Here is a 24,769-nt window from a genome sequence, read left to right on the forward strand (position 1 = left end):
CTTTAAATCAGCATGAAGAATATTTTAGTTCCAGTAGGTTCGTCAAAAAATGCGCTAAGCCATTTACAGTATGCTGTAGATTTTGCTGAGGCCTTTGGGGCTAAACTTTTTGTAGTTCAGGTGTATAATGTATACACCAAAGCTGGGACAATGATTAATGTAGATGACATTATTCAAAGGGAAAGCTTGGAGTTTTTAAATAATTTGGTGTCCCAAATCAATACAAAAAATGTTGATGTTACGGTTAAGGTTTTAAAAGGTAAGTTAATTGATACTATGGAATTGGCCTGTAAAGCGGCCGATGTAGATTTGGTATTAGTGGAGCCCAGAACAAACTCCATAAAAGAAGAGGTTTTTTTGGGGGAAACGTCAGGTAAAATCATAAAACAGATGCAGGTTCCAGCGCTTATTGTGCCGGAGGGTTATGCCTTTTCTGTGCCAAAAAGTATTTTGATGGCTATTAAGTCGGCCATAATTAAAAGAGAAAATGTTTTGGCTCCTTTGGCATTCATAAAGGAAAAATTTCAGGCAACAGTAGATTTGTTGTTGGTAAAAACGCCTTTTTATAACGAAGATGATTTTAAAGTAAATAAGGATTTAAAATCATTGGTGAATACCATAACCAAAACGGAAAGCGCTACCACATATCATGGTGTATTGCGGCATTTTGAGTCGCATAATCCAGATATGTTGTGTGTGGTAAGAAGAAAAAGAGGATTTTTTACCAAAAAATGGGAAAAGAATGTAATTTTGAAAAAAGATTTTTCTAGTTCAATTCCAGTGTTGGTTTTACGAGGATTAAAATAGAAATAAATTGGGGATGTAGCTCAGTTGGCTAGAGCGCTTGACTGGCAGTCAAGAGGTCGTCGGTTCGAGCCCGATCTTCTCCACTTAATTGCAGAAAGGCTTCCATGAAATTGGAGGTCTTTTTTATTAATCATAAATTTTCAAATTAAAGCTAGGTCAAGATAGGGTTTAGCTTCATTTTTGGTTTTTTCTAACTCATTTAAAGCTTCAATATTTTTACTAAAAGCATAAATGTTGGAATATACCGGTACAGAATAAAACGGTTTACATCCCTTTAGCAAGGGGTTGTTTTTATAGGTTGAAAAATGAATAAGATTATATCCTTTGTTTTTGAACTCATTATTAATTACTGAGAGAATAGTGCTAAAAACCTTTGGCTCGTTATCTGCTATCATTAAATCTGTTACGTAAACCTCTTTTAAATCATGTCCGGGTTTTGGCATTTTCGGATACCTTAAAATTTTACAAATCACGTTGAATACGTGGTAAACTATTTTGTATTGGTTTTTATATTTCAGCACCTTCGTCCGTTTGAAATTTTTAATGTCCCATGCAGCACAAACACCAACAATTTTTTCTTCTTTATAAACTATAAGATAGTCTTGAATGCTGAGTCCGCTGGCAGGAGTTAGCTTTTTTTTAAATAAGGTTTTACTTAATTTTGGTGCAAGCGCCCTTTCCTTAAATCCTTTTTTCAGAAAATCAATGATTTGCTCTTCGTTGTCGGGATTACCACGAATGACCTTATACACACTGACAATTTTCTTCTTCTTTGTAATCAATAAAGACCTTGTTTCAAGTTCGGCAAAATGAATTGTTGAGAGGTGTCGACTAAACCTAAAAGTATTATCCTTGAAATACTTTTCAACGGCCATGTTGCCATTAAGCACAGCACAGAAACCAATGTCGCTGTCGTTTAAAACCTTATCAAATAAGTATTCACACAATTGTTTAAAAAGCCCTTTGCCTCTAAAGTCCTTATGCAAACAAAAATTCCCAAAATATGAGACATTTTCAATTTTGTTGTTTATCAAACCCTTAAACTCTACATGTTTGCCAAAACCAACTAAAAGATTATCAACCAAAATGCCATAATGTGAGAATTGATTAGACCAGAATTTGTTGGAGCGAAATAGGTCTGGGCTCATGTCAAAATACAATTCTATAAGATCAGTCTTCATTGGTGTTGAAGAAAGAATTTCTAACATGCGTTGGTTATACGATTCATCAAGTTTTTTTATACTGACCATTAATGCAGATTAACTTGTTTTTAATTGTACTGCAGAATAGAAAGGAAATCTATCTACATTTGTTGTTTGGCCATCAAATTCTTCATTGGGAATCATTGCCTTACAAAGGTTCTCGTTAATGGGGTTTTTATGGATGTATCTTAAGAATACGGTTGGTTTAACTTTCGACTTTTTATGAATAACATCTATTAGATTGTTCATTTCTTTTTCTTCCATCCAATCACAAATATTTGAAAGGGCATAATTTTTAAAATGTAATTCCTCATGCTCCATAATTTCTTCCGAAACAGACTTTACTTTAAACGTAATATTACCTTGGTGTTTTATGAGGTTTTCATGAAGATGGTCCTGCAAGTAGGTAGGATATGCCTCTTCAAATTTTACTTCTCCTAAAAGGTAGTATTGCAGATAAAAGTTTTTTCTGCATGGTGTTGCAATGAAGAAATCTTGGAACTTAGAATAAAATTTATCTGCAATCTTTCCCTCATGGTGTATTAATGCTTGTTCATCTAATCCTCTGTTTTTATAAAGCCGTGGTGAGAACGCAATATGGAACAATTTTTTGATGAATTTTTTTTCTAGGTGTGTTTTAAAATAATCCTTTTGTTCATCAAAATATTCTAAATCAAAATACCCCATAATTTTATCTTTTCCGATAAAAAACCTTAGGCAACTACAGAAGAATGAGATATATTTTTCAAATCTTGAACAGCCAATAACACCTTTGACAATACTTTTTTTATGCTGGTTCCAAAAAGTAAAATCCTCTTCAGACATATACGGAATCAATTTGTTGAAATATTTTATTCTGGTGTTCCTGTCGGTTTTTTTAAACCCTAAAAATTCTGCGGCCTCCTTAGATTTTAGATTCAGGGCGGCAATCAATTTAAGCTTGCATAACCTAATCTGATTAATTGAAATATCTACAGCCGTGATTTGGGTATTATACTGTGCTAAAATTGATAAAGGAACTTCTCCGGCACTAGCAATGCAAAGCAAATTGCTGTTTTCTAGATTAAGGGCTTTTTGTTCCACTTGTGGGTCATCTTGAGAAATTCCAAAATCGTACAAATAGGCCATAAGTCTAATAGGTTTTAAAGCTTTTTACAATATCCGTGTCAGTGATAAAGTTGTGTTTTTTTGCCAAGTCTTCAATGATTTGAAATCCTTCGTATGAAATATTGCCCAATAAATTGATGGGAGCTTCTTCAAAGGCATTTAAAATGGACTCCGCTACACAACATAATGAAGTGCCTTTTGGCGAACACGATGTGACCAAATAATCAGGGTCCATTTGAAGTTTTACGGATGCACTAAAATTTTGAACATAGACATTTGATTGCTCCATGAGCTCTGGTGATATGGCAGAAGGGACAGAGACATCTGAAATAATAACAGGTTTCTGAGAATCAATATGATTGGTATGTAATATGGGGTCGTTGGTGTTTACTGCAGTTAAAACAGCATCACACACTTTTAAGTCCTTAAGATTTGTGCTTAATACCACATCTAAATTAGGATTGATGTCATGTAAGGAAAGCTTACTCACCAATTTTTCCAGTCTGTTCAAATTTTTCCCGACCAAAACGAGTTGAGATAATTTTAAGGAAGGGTCTTGACACAATTTAAGTGTTAGTACTTGACCAATATTTCCTGTAGAGCCAACAACACCTACAGTGATGTTGTTAGTGGAATTTAAAAATTTAAAAATACTGGTTTTGAAATTTTGGTAGCCAACAACCGCTGTTAAAGTATTTCCTGTTAAAACACGTGCGCCCTTGGGTTCATATATTGTTTTGCCATTGGTTGTAAGTATGGAGTTATAACCGCCCAAACTTATAAAACGGGCACCTTTACTGGTGGCTAAGTTTATAGCTTTCTGGATTTTTTTGATTACTTTTTTTCTTTGGTCCGTTCGGTGCAATTTTTCCATTGAGGAAGAATCTAAGGGAAGTATTATTGTTGTGAGGTGAACCTTTCCATCATATAAATTTTTGCCGCTCATTATGAAAGGCTCCATTTCCATTACGGTCTCAAATTTGCCAAACAGTTGCAATAATCCTGTATTGGAAGCTTCATTTAGTGATTCATCCAACATTTTTAATTCCTCAACTGGATAGGCAAAATGGCCAATAAATGCAACTTGAATAGCATTTTTTTCAGGATGTTCATAGCTGCCATTTAGAACCCCTAGATTTGGTTTGTTCTCTTTGTCTGAGTATAGGTCGCCGTTCATTAAATGACGCACTAAACTGTAAAAATCATCGTTTTCTATCAAAATAGCCAACGTTTCCAATCCTGAGCAAAGTTGTTGGATGTCTTTTTTGCCAATATGAATAGAGGGCTCTATGCGAAGCACATTAGGAGCAGAAATAGTCGGCAGGATTCTAATGTTGAATTTGTTCAGTAAATATGATGAAAATAGATAGCCAAGAACCTTTCTTTCTTGAAGGACGCGCAGAAAAACAGATTCTTGAAACTTGGCTAATTTAACACCTACCATCAATCCTTTTCCAGAAATGGAATCAAATACAGTGGGGTGCTTTTCTTGAATTAACTGCAAACTTTGTAATAGCTTATTTCCTTTTTCTGCTGCCACAGAGCTAACATTATATTTTTCTAATAGTTTGAGGTTTTCCAAAGCTATGCTACACGCCATGGCTCCACCAGAAAATGTAGAAACGTATAATTTCCCCAATTTTTCCAGATAGCGTTCTTTGTCTATTGAAATTGAGCTGATTTTTGCCATATTTCCACCCAAAGCTTTAGAAAAAAGATAATAGTCTCCAACAATGCCTTCACTGGCCAAAAAACTTCCTGTTCTGCCAAGTCCAGATTGAATCTCATCAATGATTAGAGGAAAGTTGTAACTGGATAGTGTTTTTGAAAATTTTGGATTTACTTGACGAATACCACCTTCGCCAATAACAGGCTCTATAATTGCGGCAATCACGCAAGGGTAATCGATGGTTTCAATCGTTACTCCGTCGTTTTGATATTTTAAAACTTTTATGGGAATTGTAAATTTTTTAATGCCATTTTCAATGTCAATTTTGTGATTTTCATTGGTGTCATCAATAAAAATTGGACTTAAGGCAAACAATCCCATGAATTTTTTTCTACGTTCCAACTCGCCAATCAGGGACCGCGCACCTGATGAATTCCCATGGAAGGCGTTGCAATTTGCAACCACTGCCAGTTGGGCATCTGCAATATATTTATTGTTGGTCTCCCAAATTTCCTTTACTTGAAGATTTGAATAGTGACCAAAAGCCATCAGCTGCTTTTGTTCTAGTTTTTTTAATTTATCTGTCCATTCCATATAGGCATGATGTAATGCCATTTCAACAACCTCTGAGCCTGTTGAGCCAAATAAGGTAAAGAAGCTTTTTTCCGTATAGCGCGATAAAATTTCATTAAGTTTTGCAGCTAATTTCGCTGGATGCTTCTGTTCACTAAGTTGATCAGACAATGGGATTTTTCCTGATTTTAGAAAATTGATAGCATGGTTGACCAATTCCTTTTGATGATGCCCAAGTAAGTTGGTGCCATAACCACCTACTAAATCTAAGACTTTTTTGCCATTGAGTTTTTTATCTGGATACAGGTAGTCTTTCTTGCCTTTTACGTATGAAACATCCATTTTTAAGGCCTTCATCAATTTTCCTAAATATGGATTGTGATATCTCGTATAAACACTTTCTAATTCATAAACGGGTTTAGTTTCATAAATTCCAGTGCGGGAAACGTTATCGTTTGTTAGCTGCTCAATTAGCGGTTTAAGTTCTTTATGTATTTTATTTTCTGAAATTAAACCCTTTTTGTTTTTTAATTCTTTGGCACAAGCAAAAGCAAATCTTTTAACGGTATTGTGTTGAAATTCTAAGGGCTCTAATCGTTCAAATAATTGGTGGTTGATTTTATTAATGAGTTGCGCAATGTTTTTTATTTTTTCCTTTTTTTGACTGCCTTGGGATAAATCGTGATCGTCATTTGTAAGAAGTATTACCCCGAGACCGGGGGTGAATTTGAGCGGATAAAACCGAATCGAGAAAAAATGGTCATTTAAGGATTGATAATACTTATCTAGTTTATTCAAAGATATTTTTACGCCAAACTCATCATTAAAATAATCTTGTACCTCACGTTTACAATATAATATTTGCCCATCTTGAAGAGTTACTGTGTCGCCTAGATAGATATATCGGTTTTCATTATCATTGATTTGGCCATTTAGTATTTTTTCGGCGCCATAATCGGATTTTATAAACAGCTGATAATCGGATTGACTGCCTATTTTTTTTAATCCAATAGATACGCCCGGAAATATGCCACCAAGGAATTTCGAATCAACATCGCCTATTAAAGTCGTCATAACCTGTTGTGTTTCTGTGGTCCCGAATGCATTATGAACTTCAACATCAAAAGTTTCCTCCATTTTTTTTATGATGTCTATATCAACTGAAGAACCGCTGGAAACAATAACCTTGAGGTGTTTTCGCAAAGACGATTTAAGAGCAGGAAATATTCGGGACATTTCAAGAATAATATTAAAAACCCCAGGGCCACCTGTTATGTGATGAGGTTTAGCTTCCCTAAAGAAATATTGTACCACTTCGGGATGCTCTGCAAACCAATCTGTGTTAATCAGTAAAGTAGGTTGCCCTAAAAACAGGCCGTTTAAAAAAGTCCTAATGCCCATGGTGTGGGTAAACAAAGGTGTAAACCCTCGTCCGCCTAATTTATTTTTATCGAATAAACCGGCAGCTTTCCAAGCAGAAATGTTTTTTAAAAATGAACTGTGATTATAACAAACAATTTTTGAGGCGCCCGTTGTGCCCGATGTGGTAATCATTAAAGCGGTATCTTCTGGAGATACTTGGCTTATAATGTTATTAACAAAGGTTCTTTCTTCCGCGCTTAGTTGTTCGGGTATGTCTTTTACTAAACGGTCTATTTGAAAATCTAAGAATGTATCAAACGTTTTTATGCCTTTATTTGTGGAGAAGGTTTTTATGTAGTCAATATTCTCTTTGTATCTGTTTCGATGTTGAAGCGAAGAGATTTCTACTTCTGGTAAAATTATTGAATCAAAACCTACCTCTTTATGCCATTTTACTAAATCATCCTTATCAATATACATGGGTAAAAACACCTTAACCCCATAACTGCAAAGAGCCAAAAAAAAGATGGATGTAAATAATTCGCTGTTGGTTTCAAGATTAGCCAAGAATACTGTATCTCCCGGTTTTATATTTTGTTCGTTAAACTTTATGAATAACCTGCTAACAATTTTCCGAAGCTGAGACAGTGTAACGACTTTTAGTTCCTCGTTTATATGACTGATTATAATTTCGGAGTCTTTATTTCTCTTTGGGCTTTCGGCAAACAATAATTCACTAATGGTATTAAACCCCGTATCATTGGTTAAAAGCCCACCAGAAAAGGTAAAATCAAACTTTATGTCGTTTTCAATCTTCATTGACCAATTGTTTTGCACCGGTTTTCAAAAATTTTTTAATGAAAGCAGGCATGAGTATTAAATCACTTATTAGGGCTATTATTAAAGCAAAAACACTTAAAAAACCAAAGTATCTTATTGGAGGTACTTCAGAAATCATTAAAACCCCAAAACCCAAACATATTACCGTGGTGGTTAAAATAATTCCTATGCCAGATTTATGTAATGCTTCTTTTAATTCGCCTGTTTTTTTATACCAATACAGGTAATGGATGGTGTCGTCAACAACAATACTTAAAAGCAAACACCCTATTGGAATTGTTACCATGTCTAAATTTATGCCTAATGAGCCCATAAGCCCCAACATGGTTACTATGGGAAATACATTAACCAGCATAACTATTAAGACTAACTTCCAATTTTTCAGATAAACCATCATAACAATGAAAATAAGAATAAATGCCCAAACTAAACTATTTTTAAATGCATTAAGTAAGTCGGCCGCTACTTGCGTGTATAAAGTAATATACCCTGTTAGTCTAGGTTGTTCGTTCTTAAAATGTCTATCAGAAATCTGGTTAATTTTATTAACGAGTTCTATACCTTGATTTGTTGAAATTAAAGGGATTAAGAATGTAATGCGGTAAATGTTATTATTGGATTTTGATTGATATCCAGCAAGTTTTTTATTGATAAAAGGCGATAACCGATGATACGAAATTAAAGCACCAACTTCCTCAATATCATAAACCTCATGAATCCATTTAACAATTGAAATTCTTTCAATTTTAGATTCATCAACAGTAAATTCCATTGGAAAATAAGGGCCAACGGTCGACTCTATAAAAGCATGGTCTTTATAGGCACGGCTATTTTTGGATAGAACTGAAAGGCTGTGTATTTCCGACTTCAGTTTGCTCAAACCAGACATTGATACCGCAAGGATAAAAATAAACAGTAACAGAGCCTTTGAAAATGGAAGCAGTTTAAAACTTTTAATCTTAAAAAAATAAGGGTTCAGGTTATAACTATAGGCTTTTGGGTAAAAAATTAACAAGGCAAAAAGAAAAACAGCGATTATACCTATCAAGCCCAATATGGCAAAGTCTTGCAGTAAAGGAATTGAGCTAAAAATAAACGAAGTAAAACCTATGGCAGTAGTTATTATAACCCAAATACTTGGACTTATAACTTTTCGAAAGTCTCCGCCATGGGAAAGGATGTGCATGGAAATGGATGTACTGTAAAATAAAATAATAACAGGTATTATAGTGTGCGCGATACTTATCGGGATTTTAAACAGTGCGGCTGCATAAATTATTGAAGAGACCGCAGAAAGCGCCAAAACCAAAGTTTGAATGGTTGCCAAAGCAGACCGAATGATGATTATTATAGTTAGCATTAAAAGAGCCAAACCAATGATGAGATAGTGACCTGAATTGTTACTGGTTTGGGCATTGATTTCCTTAAATATAACACCCGTTCCGGCCAAATGATAAGGAATTTTTATTTCCTGAAAAATATTGTGGATGGTATCTATTAGTTCGGGCCTATTTGGATTGAGATGTGATTTAGGTTCAAAATGGATGAGGTAAACCGTTTGATTTGAAAATCTATTTGTTTTATGCTGCACATCTTTTGAAGGCCATGAAACAACGTTCAACACATAGTCAATGTCTCTTATTCTTTTTATATACGGAGCAATTTTTTTACGTGCGGTACTATTATTTTCGGTTTCAAATGACACTATGAGCATGGCATCTGAATTAAAATCTTCAAGAAAGGTTTTATAGGATTTTATGGAAGTAGATTCCTCCGGAAGCCATCTACTAATCGAATTATCATAGGTTACATAAGGAACAACAAAAAAGGAGCCTAAAATAAAAACTGAAGCTAAAAGAATTCTTGTATAAACATTGAATACATTCATTAAGGCCAGAAGTTTAAGATAGGGATTCGATTCAATCTTTAAGGGCTCGGGTATTAACTTTGGCAGAAAAAGATATGAAATAAACCATTATAAAATAAACAGTTTGGGGTGTTTTTATCTGAATCACATATTTTTAAATGATTCAATTTTGTTTTCAAAGTTTTGCATCAAAAAATTGTCTTTTTTTTAATGACGATTAACCAACAGTACGTTTTTAAATGGAATTATGGTTGTAAAATATTGAATTCCGAAATTCTATTTGTCTTTAATATTACTTTGAATATTTAAGCACAACGCCACCTGTTTTTAGCGGCTGTGTTGAAACTAGGGATAAATTTTGGGAAGCAATACCTGTTTTGAAAAGTGGGCGACCACTACCCAAAATAACTGGTGCAACGCCAATGCGGTATTCGTCAAAAAGATTGTCGTTCACAAAGGTTTCAGAAAGGTTGGCACTGCCAAAAACATATAAGTCTTTTTCACCTTCTTCTTTTAGTTTCTTTATTTCGGCAGAGGCATTTTCGTTAATAAGTGTTGTGTTGTTCCATTCAGCAGATTTCAACGTTTTCGAGAAAACAATTTTTGGTATGCTGTTCATCAAATCGGCAATTTCCCCTTTTTCATTGATCCAATAAGCAGCCATGCCCTCATAGGTAACACGACCAAAAACAAGATAGTCCGCAGCATGTAATTGCTCAATACTCAGTTTTTCAAGTTCTTCCCCCCAAACAACATTGTGAAAAGGTAAATCCCAACTTTGGTTTCCCTCAAAGTATCCGTCAAGGGTTATGATATTCCACATGATAAGTTTTCTCATTTGTGGTTTATTTTATTTCTTCTCCAATTTTACTGTTAATCCATTTCTTTCCAAATTATTTTTAACAGTGAACTTCATTGGTTTATAACCTTCCTTTTGTATCATGACTATAGGTTCAATATTAGGACAAAAACCGTAATTGTTAGACATCATACTAAAGTGCCCTTTGGAATCTGTCTTAAAAACCATACTTACTATTATAGAATCATTTGATTTAGAATAATCCGTGCTTTCTATATTTAGAAACTTTAATTCTGCGCCACTTATGGGCTCATTAGTTTTTGAATCTATCAAATTTCCGCTTAAGATTACCCAACAATCACATGAATGTAAAACAATAGAGGTCAATAATGAAATAATAAAAATTTTAGATTTCATTTAATCAATAATTTTTTTCCGTAGTTATAAAAAATATTTTGTAACTCAATTACGACCAAAAATTGTAATTCTTAATAAGAAACCATTTTAATAATCGATTTCTGTTCAGGGGTACTCAACTTACAAAAATATATTCCAGTGTTTGAGCTGCCCTCCCATTCAATTTCATGTGTTCCAGCAATTAAGTAACCCTCAGTGAGGACTTTAATGACTCTTCCTGTTAAATCCAAAACCTGTAGTTTGGCTTCTGTGCCTTTATTTAACTGCAATACAATTTTGGTTGTCCCCGAAAAAGGGTTTGGCACATTTTGAAACAAACCTATTGGTTGATTAATTTTTACATCATTTACGCTCAGTGAAGTGTTTTTTTTTACGGTTACCACACTGGCGGAATAAGCTGCAGAATTAAAGGAAATACTTTGTCCGTTTACAGAACCCACACCATCAGAAACACTAATTTTGTTAGGTTCGGCAAAGGTGTTTTGGTCAAAAAGCGATGGTGAAGCAACTACTTTAACATCGGCTGTTTCGGGAACGAACGTGTTGTCTATATTCAGCGTAACGTTGATGTTATTTGATGAGGTATTGACCACTTTAAAATATAGCGTGTTGCCATCTTCAGAAAGTGTTGAAACAGCATCCAATGCGCTATTGGAACCGTTGGTTGTTAGGTAATTTGGTGCGTAATGCTCTCGCCATAACTTCATCACCACATAGTTTGGGGCAGGAAACCAATCGGAATTATTGAAATTGATAAAAGCGTTGTTCCAAGCATCTGCAGTTGAATGTCTGAGCCACAGCGCAGGGCCACCCAAAGTGAATTTTTCGCCTTGTCGCTCAAACATGTTCAGCATACCACCAGCATAAAGACCTATACGCCAATCAATGGGTCCCCATAGGTTCCATTCAGACATGTAAATCTCTATATTTGGATTTGAGGAATTGTTTATCCGGTTTGATAAATCCACCACAAATCCTTCATAATCGGCTACTCCAGTTTTAAAGTTGTTTTCATTTTCATAATGGTGGGTGCTTATATAATCAATTAAATGTGCACACTCATTTAGCAAAGTTTGGTTCCAGTTATAATCGTAGCTACCGCTTCCACAGGCAATAATTTTAATATTAGGGTATTTTGCCCGCATGGCCGGGGCAAATGTTTTAACCTTATCTACGTATGCATTAATGCCCGCACTCCAGGTTTCATTGTCAATTTCCCAATAGGTTACATTGTAAGGCTCGGGGTGTCCGTTGGCAGCTCTTTTAGCCCCCCAAGTTGTTGAAACATCGCCATTGCAATAATCCATCCAATCGAGGGCATCCTGCAAATATTGGGCAGGCGTAATCTTTTTTGTAATTGGGGCACCGCATGTTCTATCAAGCACACCGGTGTTTACAACAATTAGGGGTTCTGCGCCCGTCATTTCACACATTTGCATGAATTCATCTGTTCCGTATGAGTTAACATCTATGTCGTTCCACAATTCAATAGGATATGCCACTCTATCTTCTTGCGCTCCAATGCAATCTTTCCAAAAATAAGCTGAAACGTAACAGCCTCCGGGCCAACGGATAATTGGTGCTTGAAGTTCCTCAACAGCTTGAAACAAATCTGGCCGAAACCCATTGTTATCCATAGCGTCTTGACCCATCATGCTTACTTGGTCGATTAATACTTCACTAGAATTGGGAGCACTTATTCTCAAAATACCATTAGTGGTAGTAGCTATCGGGTTGAATTCAAAGTTGAATTTTTCCCAAACGCTTCCAGAAATTGTGAAATCATTTTGACCCAAAACGGAAGCCCCTGCATGAAGGGATATAGATAATGCCGTTCCCGGATTGCCTTTTGCCCAAAATGAACCAGAATAGCGTTGCGGCGTAATATTGAAATTTTGTTGTTGTATATAAGCTGCTGAATTTTCGCTATTTACCAATTGAATCGAAAAATCACTGTTTAGGGCATCTTCACTTCTGTATATTTGGGCATTTCCAGACTTTTCCCAATTTGAAAATTCAGATTCTCCTATTACGGGCAACTGGTTGTAAAGCGTTGCATTGCTTGGTATTTCGGTTACCACAATGTTCCTAAAAGCAGCCGTTGTAACCCATGTTCCTATTCCTGCCTGACCACTTAAATGGGCACTGTTATCTACAAAATCAAAAAGCAGATTTCCATCAAACCATATCTGGAAATGATTTCCCTCACAGCGTATTCTTATGTCGTACCAAACATTTGATGCTATGCTTCCAGGGCTAACCAATCCATTTAAAACGCCCCATCTGCCTTGTCCGGCAGTTCCTTTTTCAATGGCGTGTTGGGTATTTCCCCAACCACCAATATTCAGCCAATAAAAATTGTCTCCATTGGCTCTGAACATAATAAGAAAACCTTCATTACCGCCTGTTTTTTTAGCTTGAAGTGTAATTTCATAATCTTGCCAAGAAGTCTCTCCAAAGAGTAAACGGACATTATCATTTAATGAATTTTGCACGATTTCATTTCCCTCGATGCTCCACTCGCCACTTGAGCCGCCTATTCGTTCAAAACTTCTGTTCCAAACCAAATCGCCCCACAAACCGTTGTTTGCTGAGTTATATATATGCTCTAAAAATTGGCCATAAACATTTATGTCTATTTGATGTTCAATTTGCTGGGTATTGACCGAGTAAATGGTTTGGGAAAATATGGTATTGTTACCCCAACAAAAAACAAGTAGAGTTAACATCAAATAATTTTTCATAATCTTAGCCAGTTTAATTTAGTTCTTTATTGTAAAGATACGGCATTAGATTAAAAAGTGGATAATACTTAATTAAGTGAAGTTGTCACTAAAAATTATTTTTGGGGCTATCTAAATTCTTCATTGTAAAAAGTCGTAGCATCTTTTAAAAGTAGATTTAATTTTTCATTTTCGTTTGAGATTCGTTCTTTATCCCAATTGAGATAGAATGCAATATCATCTGAAATAAGATTGGCATATTTTTTAACACTTTTTACATCAAAATATAAACGTCCTGTTCGTCTCACAAAAAAATCGGTTAGGCTATTCACCATTTCGTAATGTATACCAAACCAAAGTTCGGCCCTAATTAGGCGTTCAATGGAATCGGCGTTTTTAAAATCTTCAGACTTTTTTATGATTATATCAGCCTGTTTCCCATAGTTGGAACACAAATACCAAGCTTCATAAGGGCCTGAAACTCCAATTTTAGATAGCCTATCTTTTAAGGCACTTTGATATTCGGTGACTTCCTTTGAAGAGTTAAACGGTGGTCTAACCAATGGAATATGACCGGTTTCTGAAGTCTTAAAATTTTCCTTATCAAATTTTTCCATAGAGTCCAGAATAGATTCAACTGCCCGTTGGGCCATTTTTCTATAGCCTGTCAATTTTCCTCCAGCAATGGAAATTAAACCACTTTTAGAGATGAAGATTTCATCCTTTCTTGATAATTCTGAAGGGTCTTTGCCTTCTTGATGAATCAAGGGTCTTAATCCTGCCCAGTTCGATTCTATATCTTCAATTGAAAGATTGGCTTTTGGAAACATTTTATTGACTCCGTTAAGCAAATATTGGGCATCATTTTTTGTGGCAACTACATGTTCTAAATTTCCAAAATAGTTGGTATCTGTGGTGCCCACATAAGTAACGCGGCCTCTGGGAATGGCAAAAATCATTCTTCCGTCAGCTACATCGAAATAAACTGCTTGTTTTATGGGCAATTTTTTAAACGGTAAAACAATATGAACGCCTTTGGTAAGGTGCAAATGTTTGTTGTTTAGCGAATGGTCTTTTGTGCGCAACAAATCTACCCAAGGTCCTGTTGCGGACACATAATGTTTGGCTTTAATTTTAAAGGAATTTCCTGAATTGCAGTCGGTACAATTAAGGCTTTCAATTTTGGAATGGGCATCATAGCTAAAAGATGTCATTTCAACATAATTAACAATGGATGCTCCAAATGATACAGCTTTTTTTATATTTTCTATTACTAATCGGGCATCGTCAGTTCTGTATTCAGCATAAAAACCTCCACCTAAAATTATGGATTCATCCAATAAAGGTTCCTTTTCTAAGGTTTCCTCTTTATCGAGCATCACGCGTTTATCATCACCTTCAACATCGGCCAAAAAATCATAAACCTTAAGCCCGATGGAGGTCATGATTTTGCCGTATGTGCCATCCTTAATCAAAGGGAGCAGCATTTTTTCAGGAACTACCAAATGCGGAGCAAGTTTGTGCAGAACAGCTCGTTCGGTGCCCGTTTCTTTTACTAAACTAATTTCAAATTGTTTGAGATATCGAAGTCCGCCATGAATAAGTTTGGTCGATTTATTGCTCGTACCAGAAGCAAAATCGTTTTTTTCAACCAAACATACTTTAAAGCCTCTTGAAGCTGCATCAAGGGCTATACCCGCACCTGTAATGCCTCCACCTATAATGGCAATGTCAAACGTTTCGGAATGTAACTTTTTAAGCTGTTTTTCCCGATTTAATGCTGAAAAACTTGAGGCCTGGACTTCCATTTTTTGTGGATTTTCTTATTCATAAAGTAAAGGCTATTATTCTAAAAATGAAAGGGATAATTCTATAACTTTTTTTAAATGTTCAGGCAGTTTTTTTTGTTCCCAAGGATGTGAGGCGCCAAAAACATGGTCGGCATCTTCAATGATTTCTAATTTACTATTTGGGTTCCAGCGATGAAGATTTTTTGCCTCGTCAACCAAAACACTGGTATCGGCATTACCGTGAATAATCAAATAAGGAATTTTTAAGTTTGAAACGGCTCGTTTAATGGTAAGGCGTTCTTCGTTGGCTATAAAATCCTCATAAAACTGATAATAATGAGGCATTTGCTGCTTGGTTCTTCCGTTTATCACATATTTAACACCATCCTTTTTCCATTGTTCCGCATTGCCTGCTATTGGACCTCTGCTGCCATAATCTGAAACTCCCGCAAGACTCACCAATTTTTTTATTCGGTTATCTTCTTCTGATTTAATGGTTACAATACCACCGCCTCTACTGTGACCTATTAAACTGATTTTATGGACATCGGTTTCATTTTTGAATTTAGAACTATGACAAATCCACTCAATTACAGTTTCTAAATCATCCAGTTCTTTGGTATAGTTGTTATTGCCAAAGGCTTCTAAATCTGGAAAATCTATCGGTTGCTCTGTTGTGCCACCATTGTGTGAAAAATTGAATTTTATAAAAAAGAAGCCAGCTTTTGCAAATGCCTCGGCCATAAAATCCCATGCGCCCCAATCTTTAAAGCCTTTATAGCCGTGACAAAAAATTACAATCGGTTTTTTTGTATCGTTTTTGGTGTAAAAAACATCAGTTAATATAGGTTTGACGTGTTTTCCAGTTAGAATTATGTTTTTTATAATGGTCATTTTTTATACTTCCTTTTCAATGAAATCAATATTCGGATTACAGATTTCAATAATTAGTTTTTTTAATTCGGTTTCAAAAGCAGTCAAGGTTTCTGGGGTTATTAAAGCATCTTTATTTCTGCTATGAGTGGATTCCTTTTTTGAAAATTTCAAAAATCCGGAGCTCAAATTTTTAAAGGAAATGATGCCCGCTTCAATGGGCAATTTTAAATTTTGGGATTTTTGCATCATGTAGGCATATGCAAGCACCTGAAAACTTTTGCTGTATTTTTTGTAATCGGTGGTAATGGCTTCCCAATCTATAATTTCAACTTGGCTGGGTAGCACGCTGCCTGTTTTGTAATCAATTATTCTGGTGACACCGTTGCAAGTGTCAACTCTGTCAACCTTCCCGGTCAATTTTACAGGAAAACTAAGTTCGGGTATGTTTATCTCAACTTCATTATTTGCTTCGATAGCCAAAATTTTTATCTCATTTCCTTCCTTGATGGATTTTAGTTCTAAATAAAGAAAATTTGAAACATAACGTTTGGCAATCTCAAAAATGATTAAATTTTTTCCTGTTGAAATATCGCCTTGCTTGTATTCATTTTTAAAATGACGCGTTACCGTTTCCTCAATTTTTGATTTTAAACCGGTGATGATTTCAATATTTAAAATATGACCTATTAGTGGTTTGTAAAAATCTTCCAATGTATTGTGAACTACTGTACCCAAGGTGTTGGCGGCAACCGTTTCCTCCACATCGTTGTGCTCCCTAATTTTTAATATTTTTTGATAGTAGAAATGAATGGGATTCCGAATATAGCTAGTTAATGATGAAGGTGAAAAGCCCTCGTAGGCCAGTTGTATCAATTGCTTTTGCAAATCAGGGGTCTTCTTTATAACATTTTCTGAAGCGTTTATAACAGGCACTTGAGGCGCAATAATTTGATGGTTGATCTGGTGTATACCTTCCAGTTCCATTTGTGTAATAAATCTGCTTTTCTCACCACCGTTTAATGCATCGGCTTCAGTATTGTAGAGTATGTAAATGTTTTTGGCGCGCTGTAAAAGTCGGTAAAAGTGATAGGTGTAAACGGCGTCTTTTTCTTTATAGGTTGGCAAATTGTTTTCCAACTTTACATCAAAAGGAATGAACGAATTATTGGTTTTTCCAGAAGGAAGAATCCCCTCGTTTACTGAAGAAATGATAATGGTTTCAAAATCCAAAACCCTAGATTCCAACATACCCATAACTTGTAAGCCTTGAAGCGGTTCTCCTTGAAAATCCAAGGTTTCGGAGTTTAAAAGTTCTCCGTAAATACTATACAGGGTAGAGACATCTTTAATGTGGGCATGTTCTGCGTTTAACCTAGAGATTTCCGTAAACAAAACATTAAATCGGTATAAATATTCCAATGATAGGAGGTTTGCTATCTTGTTTTCATCCAAATAACTTTTAATTGCTAAAATAAGTTTGGAGCAATTCTGTAAAGCGGTTTCAATGGATTTTTGCCAGCTTGAAAACAGTAAATCAATGGTATTGATGGGTTTTTTTGTTATTTCCTCAAGCTTATTCTTGGTTAAATACACTAGGTTATTGGCTTCGATGGTTTCAGTGATCAGTGAGGCATAATCGGTATTTTCTAAACTGAATAATGGTTTTATAAACTGATGTGAAATGATTTTAACAACATCTCTATAGTAAAAGGCATTTGACGATGCTTTATGTAGGTGAAACAAAGATTCGAAAAGCGATGCAAGCGGAATTGATTTTAGTGGAAAACCCATGGTAATATTCAATGCATTGACAGATGAGGGAATGGAGTTTAGTACAGGAATCAATAGATTTTCATCTCCTAAAACCACGGCTGTATTTTCAAGCGTATTGTTTTGTTGTTGTAGATCACTTAAAATTGAACCTATATATTTGGCCTGTCCTATATTTTTTGGAACACCAAATATTGAAATGTTTTTTTCTTTGGAATAATTGTCAGTTATCCAATTGAAAGGGTTGTTTTTAAAATATTTCCAGTTGGTTTTATGTTGCCGTGTAAATAAGGCAGCATCGTGATTTGTGTCTTCAAAAAACACTTTATCAATATCCCAATATATTTTGGCTAAACCGTTTTGAAGCAACTCTTGTATTATGGTTTCTTCGGCTTTGTTTAAAGCGTTAAAACCCAAAAAAATCTGCTGCTTTCCCTCATTTGTTTGTACATAGGATTCGAGGTTTTCAACGGCTTCTCTGTAAATCAATCCTTGATAGCCAATATTTTTATTTAAAAGATTTTCTGTAAAGTGTTGGTAGTACGTGTGAATTTTGTTCCAAAAAGCAAGGTAGTTCTTTACAAAATCAGTTTTGTTGTCTTCTAAAGACCAATGTTTTAAATCTTGAATGGCGCTTAGGTAATCAAAAATCTTTTCCTGTGGAATAAGATATCGGTCAATCTCATTAAAATCTTGTAGTAATACTTGTGCCCATTTTGAAAAAGTTTCAAAAGTATCAGTGTTTGATTTTTTTGTTAGTGCTAAATAGGAATTGTAAAACTCAAAGAGCAATTCTGTATTTGAAACATTTTTTAGTTGAGATAGCTCCTCAACAAACTCTTCGATACTTAAAATTATGGGAGCGAAAGCGGTTTGACCTAGAACTTGGGGCAATTGATGCTTTAAGAATAAACCAGCGCGTTTACTAGGTAAAACAAATGTTAAAGCAGAAAAATTCGGGTAGCTGTTTTTTAAATCTTTTAGAACATCAGATATGAAAGTCGTCATAACATAAAAATAAAAAACGCTTCGGATATCCGAAGCGTTTTTTAAAAGTTATTTAAAACGTTATCTAACTAATCTTATTTAGATAAGTTAATTTCTACACGTCTGTTGTTAGCTCTACCAGCTCTAGTATTGTTAGAATCGATTGGTTTAGACTCTCCATAACCAAGAGCAGATAATCTGAATGCATCAATACCATTTTCAACCAAGTATTCTTTTACAGCATTAGCTCTAGCATCAGATAGTCTTTGGTTTAATGTTTCACTACCTACGCTATCTGTGTGACCTTCAACTGTAAATTTAGAATTTGGATATTCTTTAAGAATTTTGATAATATCGCCTAATACTACAGCTGATTGTTTTTTGATGCTTGATTTTCCTGTATCAAATAATATTGTTTTAGCATACTCGTTAAGAGTTTTTTGCACTTCTGCAGATACTTCAGGACAACCGTCGTTAGCAACAGTACCTTTTACATCTGGACATTTATCGTCTTTGTCTAAAACTCCATCACCATCAGTATCTGGCCAAGGACAACCACTGTTTGCAGCAGGACCAGCCTCATTAGGACATTTATCGTCAGCATCAGTAACACCGTCGCCATCAGCATCTGGGCAACCCGCTAGAGCAGCCAAACCAGCTACTGTAGGACAGTTATCTTTGTTGTCGGCAACACCATCGCCGTCAGAATCAGGGCATCCGTTAAGTTCAGCTAAACCAGCTTCGTTAGGACAATCATCTTTGCTGTCTTCTATGCCATCACCATCAGTGTCTGGACATCCATTGAATGCTTCAAGACCAGGAACATCTGGACAAGCATCATCTTTATCGTAGATGCCATCGCCATCAGTATCAGTGCCACCAAACTTAATTGAAACACCAATTGTGTGTTGGAAGTGGGTTTGTAAATAGTCTTCGAAAGCATGTTTGTATGCCGTTTGTAATGTTAAACCAACATTTTCGCTAAACCAAACATTTAAACCTAATGTACCGTTAACAGTACCAGCACCTATTTCGTCAATCCAAGTGTAACCACCACCTACACCTAAGTAAGGATCAAGGGTAGTGCCTTGTAAAAAGTTATATTTAATAGTACCATCTACTCCGTAGTATGATAAATCGTCAACTTCATTCACTTGTTCAGGGTTAGCATTAGCAACGTCTCCCCATTTTTCTATTTTGTTGATTGATCCAGCAATTCCAAGGGAAAAACCACTGCCCATGTATTTTGCTACAGAAATAGTTGATAAAGAAGGTAAAATGTTCCAGTGGTCAGTAACGTTGAAGAATTCATCACCGATAGAACTACCTAAATAGGCATTACCTTGCACGCCGTCTCCTGAAGGGAAAGCGTCAACTGCGTTTGCTCCTATGGTAATTTGCCATGGATTGTTTTCGTCTTGTGCATTTACGCTGCTATAACCAAGTACAAGCAACATAGCGAACAATAATCTGCTAAGATTTTTCATATTCAAAAGTTTAATTTTTAAGTGTTAATTGTAAACAAAAGTAAGTTGTTAAATGTTATTAACAAAGACAAATATATAAAAAAATACTACATTTCGTTTATTCATCGATTGTTCAGAACGATTTTAGATAATATCTAGGGCTTTCCCAACCTTTATGAATGCATTTAGAGCTTTATCAAGCTGATGTTTTGTATGCGCTGCCGATAATTGAACGCGAATTCTTGCTTTTTCTTTTGGTACAACAGGAAAAAAGAAGCCTATGACATAAATACCCTCTTTTAGGAGCATATTTGCCATAGTTTGAGATAGTTTGGCATCATATAACATTACAGGAACAATCGCGGAGTCACCATCAATAATGTCAAAACCAGCTTTTTTCATGCCTTCTTTAAAGTAATTCGTATTCCACTCTAAAGTGTCTCTTAATTCTGTGTTGTTAGAAAGCATCTCAAATACTTTAATAGAAGCGCCCACTATAGCTGGTGCCAATGAATTGGAAAATAAGTAGGGCCTAGAACGTTGGCGTAGCATATCAATAATTTCTTTTTTGCCTGTAGTATAGCCACCCATAGCGCCACCAAGCGCTTTTCCTAAAGTTCCAGTTATTATGTCAATTCTATTTAAAACCCCTTTTTCTTCAAGTGTACCTCTGCCAGTCGCACCAATGAAACCCGCAGCATGACATTCATCAACCATAACCAAAGCATCGTATTTTTCGGCTAAATCACAAATTTTATCTAATGGGGCTAACAATCCGTCCATTGAAAACACACCATCGGTGACAATAATTTTAAATCGAGCACCATTTTTATTGGCATCAATGAGTTGTTTTTCCAAATCGGACATGTTACTATTTTCATAACGATACCTCGAAGCTTTACACAACCTTACGCCGTCTATAATGGAAGCGTGATTTAAGGAATCTGAAATGATAGCATCTTCTTTCCCTAGAAGCGGTTCAAAAACCCCACCGTTAGCATCAAAAGCGGCTGCGTATAAAATGGTATCTTCAGTTTTATAAAATTCAGCTATTTTCTGCTCCAATTCTTTGTGGATATCTTGAGTACCACAGATAAACCGTACCGAACTCATTCCAAAACCATGAGTATCCATTGTGTCTTTGGCCGCCTGAATGACATCTGGATGCGACGAAAGCCCCAAGTAATTATTGGCACAAAAGTTTAAAACTGTTTCACCAGTGCTTAAAGTTATTTCTGCGCCTTGGGCAGAAGTAATGATGCGCTCTTCTTTATAGAGTCCATTATCTTTTATGTCTTGAAGTTCTTTTTGTAGATGATTTTTCAGTTTTCCGTACATTTTGTTGCGTTTTTTGCAAATTTAAGCATCTTTTATCTTTATATCCTCATTTATGTACACAAGAATTCTCTTTTTGACCTTAAAACTCATTTCCTCCAAAATATCTTGATAAAGTTGCAATTGCTGAGCGTGTTTTTTGTCTTCAACCCCAGTTTTATAATCAATTATAACAGCCTCATTATTCGGGTTTATGGCAACCTTATCTGGTCTCAAAATTGTACCATTTTTAGAAATGATATCGCGCTCGTTATAGCTGGTATAGGTTGAATTAAAATAGTTTTGAAGTTTAGGGTGTTCAATAATTTGCACTACAATTTGTTTTAATTGAGAGGCTTGAGTACTATCTATAATGGATTGATTTAGAAAATCTCGTATTACAAAATCAACATCATTTATGGTATTTATTTGTGACATAATATCATGTACTAGATTCCCTTTTTCAATAGCCTGTTCTTGCGCAGTATCCCACAAATAGCTTGACTTAGTAACAACTTGAATATTATGCTGTTCTTTGGCCGTTGAAATGAACTCTTGCTGAAAAAGCGTTATCTTTTTTGGTTTTGTGCCTACTGAAGTTTTTTTGGAATTCCCGAAGCTATAAGTCAATTCCGGGTCTTGCCAAACACCCAAATACTGTAAGTAATTTATCAATAAACCCGAATATTTTTTTGTGTTCACTTCGCCTTTTGAATTAATCTCTTTTGATGAAATCACGAACAATTGTTCCACGGCACGGGTTAAAACCACATATAGTAGGTTAATGTTGTCCAATTCCAACTCAGATTGGTGCTTATTAAAAATGTTCAAACCTTCTTCACCAAAATGTTCAAAGTCTTTGGTATAATTTAAAAGCGCATATGAAAACCCGCTGTAGTGCTCTTCGTTAATTTTAAACCATTCTTTGGGCTCCAATTCCCGATAAATATCCAAATCGGCATAGGGGAAAATAACCACCGGGAATTCCAGACCTTTTGATTTATGAATGGTCATAATCTGAACTGCATTTTGCCCCAAAGGAGAAACCACGCTTAAACTGTCTTTCTTTTTTTCAAAATAATCTAAAAAACTAGAGATGCCTGATCCTTTTTTCTGTGAAAAATCAAGAACAACATCCAAGTAAAATTGAATGTAGGCATTGGAGTTTTTAACTAAATTGAAGCTTCTCACAACGGTTTCGGCTAAATCGTAAAGCGGAAGTTGCAACAGCACATCCATGTTTAAGTAAACACTAAAGTCTTCAAGTTTATTAAACAATTCTGAAACCGGTAAATTGATATGATCTGTGAAAAAACCGTGTTTGTTCTCAACACCAAAAAGCTCGGCCAAATAATTTAACACCTTAATTTTTATTTCGTTGTTTTTGGACTGGATTAAAAGGTTTAAAAAATCATTGACAAAAACCACTTCGGGTGCATTGCTTAAAAGCAAGGTTTCTGACGAAATAACAGGAATATTGTTTTGCGTTAAATAATTGGCAATAGCCACACCTTCTTTTTTCTTCCGCACCAAAACGCAAATATCTTCAAGCTTGAAATCGTTTTCCAAGCATTTTTTTATAGTTTGAAGGGTGTATTCCGGAAAAACTTCATCCCGGTTCTCGTCTTTTGCAACATCCAAAAAAGATAATTCCACATAACCTTTCTGATTTTTGGTGTTTTCTTGGTTCGCACTTTGGTACAGTTGTTTGTAACTGTTATTTGTAAAAACCTGATTCGCCAAAAACTCAAAAAAACCATTGTTGAAGTTCACAATTTCCTTAAAACTTCTGTAATTGGCTGGAAGGTTTTCTACTTGTTTTTTAACCTGAAAAGGGTTGTTGTCCTCAAAAAGCCCAATAAATTGTTCGGCCTTGCCACCCCGCCATCTATAAATAGCTTGTTTTGCGTCGCCAACCAACATGGCGCTTCCGTTTTCTGATGACAGAGAATTGTTAAGTAACGGAATGAGGTTTTCCCATTGAAGTACCGAAGTGTCCTGAAATTCATCAATGAAATAATGCTTAAATTTTTCACCAATGCGCTCGTAAATAAATGGTGTTGGCTGTTCTTTAATCTCATTGCTAATAATGGAGTTGAACTCTGAAATAAGCATTTTGTTTTGCTCGGTTTTCAAGATGTTCAACTCATGGTTAATCGCATTTAAAACCGATAGCGGCGTAATGTTTTTGTAGAAATTTTTTAAGAATTTTAAATGAAATACAGCTTGCTTGGTTAGATTAAAAACTGAAGCTATTTGTGGTTGAATTTGTTCTATAATCGAGGCAATATTGTCACTAACCCGTTTTGGGTACAAGGTTTTAAACTCAATATTTTCTTGCCATTTGGCGTCAAAATTTAAATCAAAAATGCCATCCGTTAATTTTTGAAAATGCTTTGGAAGATAACCACCTGAAAAGTCATCAAATTGTAAGCCAGCCTCATCGATTAGTGTTAAGATATTTTGTGCGTTTTCAATAATGCTTTTTTCAACTTCAATAATATCTTTTTTCAATTGGGTTTTAAGCACCTTAAAATCCTCTAGCGTTTTGTCTTTTAGTTTTTCTATAAACGGAATGTCATTTTCACTTACCAGCAACTTGGCTATTTTATTGAAGTCATATGAAACATCCCAGCTTTTGTCATCATCGGCTTTTTCAATGGCAAAGTCAACCAAAACATTCGTTAGGGTCTCGTTTGTCCCCGCTTTGGCAATTAGGCTATCAACGGCTTCATTTAAAAGTGCATCTTGGTCTAATTCAACTTCAAAATTTAGGGGCAATTTTAAATCGTAAGCAAAAGTCCTGACCAGTTTATGGGTAAAGCCATCAATAGTCGAAATATCAAAAGCCGCATAATTATTCAAGATGGTATTCAGCAGATGATTAGATTTTTCATGAAGCGTTTTTGGTTCCATCTGCAAATCCTCGCAAATGGCTGTAAACATGCTGTTATTTAAATCAAAAATCGAGGTGTCGGAAAATATTTTTAAAGTGTCAATTATCCGTTCCTTCATCTCGCCAACGGCCTTATTTGTAAAAGTAATGGACAAAATACGCTTAAATTCATCAGGGCGATTCGATTGGAATAAAATCTTTAAATATTCCTTTACAAGAGTATAGGTTTTGCCGCTTCCCGCGGAAGCATTGTATATTGAAAATGGAAGATTTTTAGGCATTAAGTTTTATTTGTTACAAGATA

General features: G+C 35.3%; 14 protein-coding genes and 1 tRNA gene. 2 read left to right on the forward strand and 13 right to left on the reverse strand.

Annotation, left to right across the window (positions count from 1 at the left end):
- Positions 1–12 precede the first annotated feature (12 nt).
- Positions 13–807 (forward strand): universal stress protein, encoded by a 795-nt coding sequence (locus WJN01_RS04095; protein WP_445195878.1) that lies wholly within the window; start codon positions 13–15, stop codon positions 805–807.
- A gap of 9 nt (positions 808–816) precedes the next feature.
- Positions 817–890 (forward strand) — tRNA-Ala (locus tag WJN01_RS04100).
- A gap of 57 nt (positions 891–947) precedes the next feature.
- Here the strand turns inward: WJN01_RS04100 and WJN01_RS04105 are convergent.
- The 13 genes from WJN01_RS04105 to WJN01_RS04165 all read right to left on the reverse strand — a co-directional run bounded on the left by WJN01_RS04105 (position 948) and on the right by WJN01_RS04165 (position 24,746).
- Positions 948–2,057, reverse strand: coding sequence for a GNAT family N-acetyltransferase (locus WJN01_RS04105; protein WP_445195879.1), 1,110 nt, complete (start codon positions 2,055–2,057; stop codon positions 948–950).
- Between the two features lie 9 nt (positions 2,058–2,066).
- Positions 2,067–3,137 carry a DUF3419 family protein gene (locus WJN01_RS04110; protein WP_445195880.1) on the reverse strand — a complete coding sequence of 357 codons (1,071 nt, stop codon included), beginning with the start codon at positions 3,135–3,137 and terminating at the stop codon, positions 2,067–2,069.
- 4 nt (positions 3,138–3,141) lie between these two features.
- Complete coding sequence (locus WJN01_RS04115; protein ID WP_445195881.1) at positions 3,142–7,539, reverse strand: aminotransferase class III-fold pyridoxal phosphate-dependent enzyme; 4,398 nt, start codon at positions 7,537–7,539, stop codon at positions 3,142–3,144.
- Entirely contained in the window at positions 7,529–9,448 is a 1,920-nt protein-coding gene (locus WJN01_RS04120) for an efflux RND transporter permease subunit (protein WP_445195882.1), read from the reverse strand. Before WJN01_RS04120 ends, WJN01_RS04115 begins: the two co-directional genes overlap by 11 nt.
- A 271-nt stretch (positions 9,449–9,719) precedes the next feature.
- Positions 9,720–10,265: a dihydrofolate reductase family protein gene (locus WJN01_RS04125; RefSeq protein WP_445195883.1), complete on the reverse strand. Its 546-nt coding sequence runs from the start codon at positions 10,263–10,265 to the stop codon at positions 9,720–9,722.
- Positions 10,266–10,277: 12 nt separating this feature from the next.
- On the reverse strand, positions 10,278–10,643 hold the full coding sequence (locus WJN01_RS04130; RefSeq protein ID WP_445195884.1) for a hypothetical protein: 366 nt from the start codon (positions 10,641–10,643) through the stop codon (positions 10,278–10,280).
- 71 nt (positions 10,644–10,714) lie between these two features.
- Positions 10,715–13,372, reverse strand: a complete 2,658-nt coding sequence (locus tag WJN01_RS04135) for an alpha-L-arabinofuranosidase family protein (protein ID WP_445195885.1) — start codon at positions 13,370–13,372, stop codon at positions 10,715–10,717.
- Positions 13,373–13,494: 122 nt separating this feature from the next.
- Positions 13,495–15,174, reverse strand: coding sequence for a glycerol-3-phosphate dehydrogenase/oxidase (locus WJN01_RS04140; RefSeq protein ID WP_445195886.1), 1,680 nt, complete (start codon positions 15,172–15,174; stop codon positions 13,495–13,497).
- Positions 15,175–15,210: 36 nt separating this feature from the next.
- Positions 15,211–16,050, reverse strand: a complete 840-nt coding sequence (locus WJN01_RS04145) for an alpha/beta hydrolase family protein (RefSeq protein ID WP_445195887.1) — start codon at positions 16,048–16,050, stop codon at positions 15,211–15,213.
- A 3-nt stretch (positions 16,051–16,053) separates the two neighbouring features.
- Positions 16,054–18,810 (reverse strand): PD-(D/E)XK nuclease family protein, encoded by a 2,757-nt coding sequence (locus WJN01_RS04150; protein WP_445195888.1) that lies wholly within the window; start codon positions 18,808–18,810, stop codon positions 16,054–16,056.
- Between the two features lie 74 nt (positions 18,811–18,884).
- On the reverse strand, positions 18,885–20,276 hold the full coding sequence (locus tag WJN01_RS04155) for an OmpA family protein (protein ID WP_445195889.1): 1,392 nt from the start codon (positions 20,274–20,276) through the stop codon (positions 18,885–18,887).
- A 123-nt stretch (positions 20,277–20,399) separates the two neighbouring features.
- Positions 20,400–21,593: a glycine C-acetyltransferase gene (kbl, locus tag WJN01_RS04160; protein ID WP_445195890.1), complete on the reverse strand. Its 1,194-nt coding sequence runs from the start codon at positions 21,591–21,593 to the stop codon at positions 20,400–20,402.
- 21 nt (positions 21,594–21,614) lie between these two features.
- Positions 21,615–24,746: a UvrD-helicase domain-containing protein gene (locus WJN01_RS04165; protein ID WP_445195891.1), complete on the reverse strand. Its 3,132-nt coding sequence runs from the start codon at positions 24,744–24,746 to the stop codon at positions 21,615–21,617.
- Positions 24,747–24,769 lie beyond the last annotated feature (23 nt).

It is taken from the genome of Tamlana sedimenti (genome assembly GCF_038148895.1).
In the GTDB taxonomy this organism is placed as follows: domain Bacteria; phylum Bacteroidota; class Bacteroidia; order Flavobacteriales; family Flavobacteriaceae; genus Tamlana.

Bases quoted from the DNA above. Each gene is read 5' to 3' on its own strand.
- WJN01_RS04095 (WP_445195878.1), top strand. From the start codon at position 13: ATGAAGAATATTTTAGTTCCAGTAGGTTCGTCAAAAAATGCGCTAAGC.
- WJN01_RS04105 (WP_445195879.1), bottom strand. From the start codon at position 2,057: ATGGTCAGTATAAAAAAACTTGATGAATCGTATAACCAACGCATGTTA.
- WJN01_RS04110 (WP_445195880.1), bottom strand. From the start codon at position 3,137: ATGGCCTATTTGTACGATTTTGGAATTTCTCAAGATGACCCACAAGTG.
- WJN01_RS04115 (WP_445195881.1), bottom strand. From the start codon at position 7,539: ATGAAGATTGAAAACGACATAAAGTTTGATTTTACCTTTTCTGGTGGG.
- WJN01_RS04120 (WP_445195882.1), bottom strand. From the start codon at position 9,448: ATGAATGTATTCAATGTTTATACAAGAATTCTTTTAGCTTCAGTTTTT.
- WJN01_RS04125 (WP_445195883.1), bottom strand. From the start codon at position 10,265: ATGAGAAAACTTATCATGTGGAATATCATAACCCTTGACGGATACTTT.
- WJN01_RS04130 (WP_445195884.1), bottom strand. From the start codon at position 10,643: ATGAAATCTAAAATTTTTATTATTTCATTATTGACCTCTATTGTTTTA.
- WJN01_RS04135 (WP_445195885.1), bottom strand. From the start codon at position 13,372: ATGTTAACTCTACTTGTTTTTTGTTGGGGTAACAATACCATATTTTCC.
- WJN01_RS04140 (WP_445195886.1), bottom strand. From the start codon at position 15,174: ATGGAAGTCCAGGCCTCAAGTTTTTCAGCATTAAATCGGGAAAAACAG.
- WJN01_RS04145 (WP_445195887.1), bottom strand. From the start codon at position 16,050: ATGACCATTATAAAAAACATAATTCTAACTGGAAAACACGTCAAACCT.
- WJN01_RS04150 (WP_445195888.1), bottom strand. From the start codon at position 18,810: ATGACGACTTTCATATCTGATGTTCTAAAAGATTTAAAAAACAGCTAC.
- WJN01_RS04155 (WP_445195889.1), bottom strand. From the start codon at position 20,276: ATGAAAAATCTTAGCAGATTATTGTTCGCTATGTTGCTTGTACTTGGT.
- kbl (WP_445195890.1), bottom strand. From the start codon at position 21,593: ATGTACGGAAAACTGAAAAATCATCTACAAAAAGAACTTCAAGACATA.
- WJN01_RS04165 (WP_445195891.1), bottom strand. From the start codon at position 24,746: ATGCCTAAAAATCTTCCATTTTCAATATACAATGCTTCCGCGGGAAGC.